Origin of the sequence: Streptomyces yokosukanensis (assembly GCF_001514035.1) — a bacterium.
Classification (GTDB): domain Bacteria; phylum Actinomycetota; class Actinomycetes; order Streptomycetales; family Streptomycetaceae; genus Streptomyces; species Streptomyces yokosukanensis.
On record NZ_KQ948252.1, the window covers coordinates 18551 to 21319 of the forward strand.

The 2769-nt window shown below is 73.3% G+C and carries 1 protein-coding gene; it reads right to left on the reverse strand.

All coding sequences use genetic code 11. The features are described 5' to 3' along the window. Positions 1-2769, reverse strand: a 2769-nt coding sequence (locus tag AQI95_RS43450) for a type I polyketide synthase (protein WP_159056753.1), incomplete at both ends; no start/stop codon positions are given.

Here is a 2769-nt window from a genome sequence, read left to right on the forward strand (position 1 = left end):
CGGCGAGCGAGACCATCACCGCGAACAACGCCGGCTGCACCACGTCCACCCGTTCCAGGGAAGGGGCATGCTCGGCACCCCGGAGGACCTCGACCAACGACCAGTCGGTGAAGGGCTCCAGTGCCTTCGCACACTCATCCACTCGGGCAGCAAACACGGGTGAAGCGTCCAACAGAGCCTCGGCCATGCCCACCCATTGCGACCCCTGTCCGGGGAAGACGAATGCGGTCCTGCCCCCGATGACCGACCCCTGGACGAGCAGGGGTGCGGTGCCCCCGGCGGCCAGGGCAGCCAGCCCCGCGAGGTGTTCCTCCCGGTCCCGGCCGATCAGCACGGCACGCCGGTCGTGGGCCGTACGGGTACTGGCCAGGGAGTGGCCGACATCGACATGTCGCAGGTCAGGACGGGTGGAGAGGTGGTGGAGCAGGCGTTCCGCCTGGCCGCGGAGCGCGTTCTCGGTCTTCGCCGTCAGCGGCCAAGGCAGCGGGAGCGGCCCGTCCGGGGCCTCGGCGTCCGGGGTCGCAGTGGTCAGTAGGGGGTGGGGGGTCGGCGCGGCAGGGGTTTCCGGCTCCGGCGACCCCTGTTCCACAGGGGCCTGCTCGATGATGGCGTGGGCGTTGGTCCCGCTGAAGCCGAACGACGACACACCCGCACGCCAGGGCCGGCCGCCCGTCTCGGGCCAGGACCGCTCCTCCGTCAGCAGCTCGACCTCGCCCGCGCTCCAGTCCACGTGCGGGGTGGGCTCGGCGATGTGCAGGCTCCGCGGCAGCAGGCCGTGCCGCATGGCCAGGACCATCTTCATGACACCGGCGACACCGGCGGCGGCCTGCGCGTGGCCGATATTGGACTTGATCGAGCCGAGGAGCAGTGGCCGGCCCTCCTCGCGGTCCTGGCCGTACGTGGCCAGCAGCGCCTGGGCCTCGATCGGGTCGCCCAGGGTCGTGCCGGTGCCGTGCGCCTCGACGGCGTCGACCTCTGCGGCCGACAGCCCGGCGTTGGCCAGGGCCTGCCGGATGACGCGCTGCTGGGAGGGCCCGTTGGGGGCGGTCAGGCCGTTGCTCGCACCGTCCTGGTTGATCGCCGTACCGCGGATCACGGCCAGTACGGGGTGTCCGTGGCGGCGGGCGTCCGACAGGCGCTCGACGAGGAGCATGCCCGCACCCTCGGCCGGACTGAAGCCGTCGGCGTCGGAGGAGAAGGCCTTGCAGCGGCCGTCGGTGGACAGTCCGCGCTGCCGGCTGAACTCGATGAAGGTGCCGGGCGTGGACATGACCGTCACACCGCCCGCCAGGGCCATGGAGCACTCCCCGGCCCGCAGCGCCTGGACCGCCAGGTGCAGGGCCACGAGTGAGGCCGAGCAGGCGGTGTCGACGGTGACCGCCGGGCCTTCGAGCCCGAAGACGTAGGACAGGCGGCCGGAGACGACGCTGCCCGCGCTGCCGGTGGCCAGGTGGCCTTCGAGTCCTTCGGTGGCGGCGCCGCGCACGAGGTGGGAGTAGTCGGAGCCGTTGGTGCCGACGAAGACGCCGGACTGGGTGCCGCGCAGCGTCTCGGGGTCGATCCCGGCGCGCTCGAAGGCCTCCCAGGAGGTCTCCAGCAGCAGCCGCTGCTGCGGGTCCATCGCCAGGGCCTCGCGCGGGGAGATCCCGAAGAACGCCGGGTCGAAGGAGGCCGCGTCGGAGAGGAAGCCGCCCTCACGGGTGTAGGAGGTGCCCTGGGCGTCGGGGTCGGGGTCGTACAGCGCCTCGACGTCCCAGCCTCGGTCCGCGGGGAACTCCGACAGGGCGTCCCCGCCGGAGGCGAGCAGCTGCCACAGCTCCTCGGGGCTGCGGACGCCGCCGGGGAAGCGGCAGCTCATCGCGACGACGGCGATGGGCTCGGCGTCGGCACCGGCACCGGCCGCCGTCGGCAGAGGTGCGGCGGCCGCCGCACTCTGACCGGCGAGTTCGGTCCGCAGGAAGCGGGCGAGGACGGTGGGCGTCGGGTAGTCGAAGACGAGCGTGGGCGGCAGCTTGAGCCCGGCGGCCGCGTTCAGGCGGTTGCGCAGTTCGACGGAGGTGAGGGAGTCGAAGCCGAGCTCCTTGAAGGCACGGCCGGCCTCGACGGCGTCCGGTCCGGCGTAGCCGAGGACGGCGGCGACGGCCGTACGGACCAGGTCCAGCAGCAGCCGCTCCTGTTCGGCCTCGGGCTGCCCGGCGAGCTGCCCCACGAGCAGGGCGGCGCTGCCGCTGTCCTCGGCGTTGTCGGCGCGGGCGCCGTCCATGACCTGCCGTGCCTCGGGGAGGTCGTGCAGCAGGGGCCGGGTCCGGCCGGAGGTGAAGGCCAGGACGAAGCGCTTCCACTCCATGTCCGCGACGGTCAGGGTGGTCTCGTCGCGGTCCAGCGCGTGCTGGAGGGCGGTGACGGCGCGCTCTGGGGCCATCTCGATGACGCCGTGGCGGCGCATGCGGTCGCCGACGGCGCCTTCGGCCATGCCCCCGTCGCCCCACGGACCCCAGGCGAGGGAGGTCGCGGGCAGCCCGGCGGCGCGCCGGTGCTCGGCGAAGGCGTCGAGGAAGGCGTTGCCCGGTGCGTAGTTGCCCTGGCCGGGGGCGCCGAAGGTGGCGGCGAAGGAGGAGAACAGCACGAAGGCCGACAGGTCGAGGTCACGGGTCAGCTCGTGCAGGTGGAGCGTGGCGTCGACCTTGACCCGCAGAACGCGCTCGACCTGGTCGGGGGTGAGGGCCTCCACGACGCCGTCGTCGAGGACGGCGGCGGTGTGCACGACGG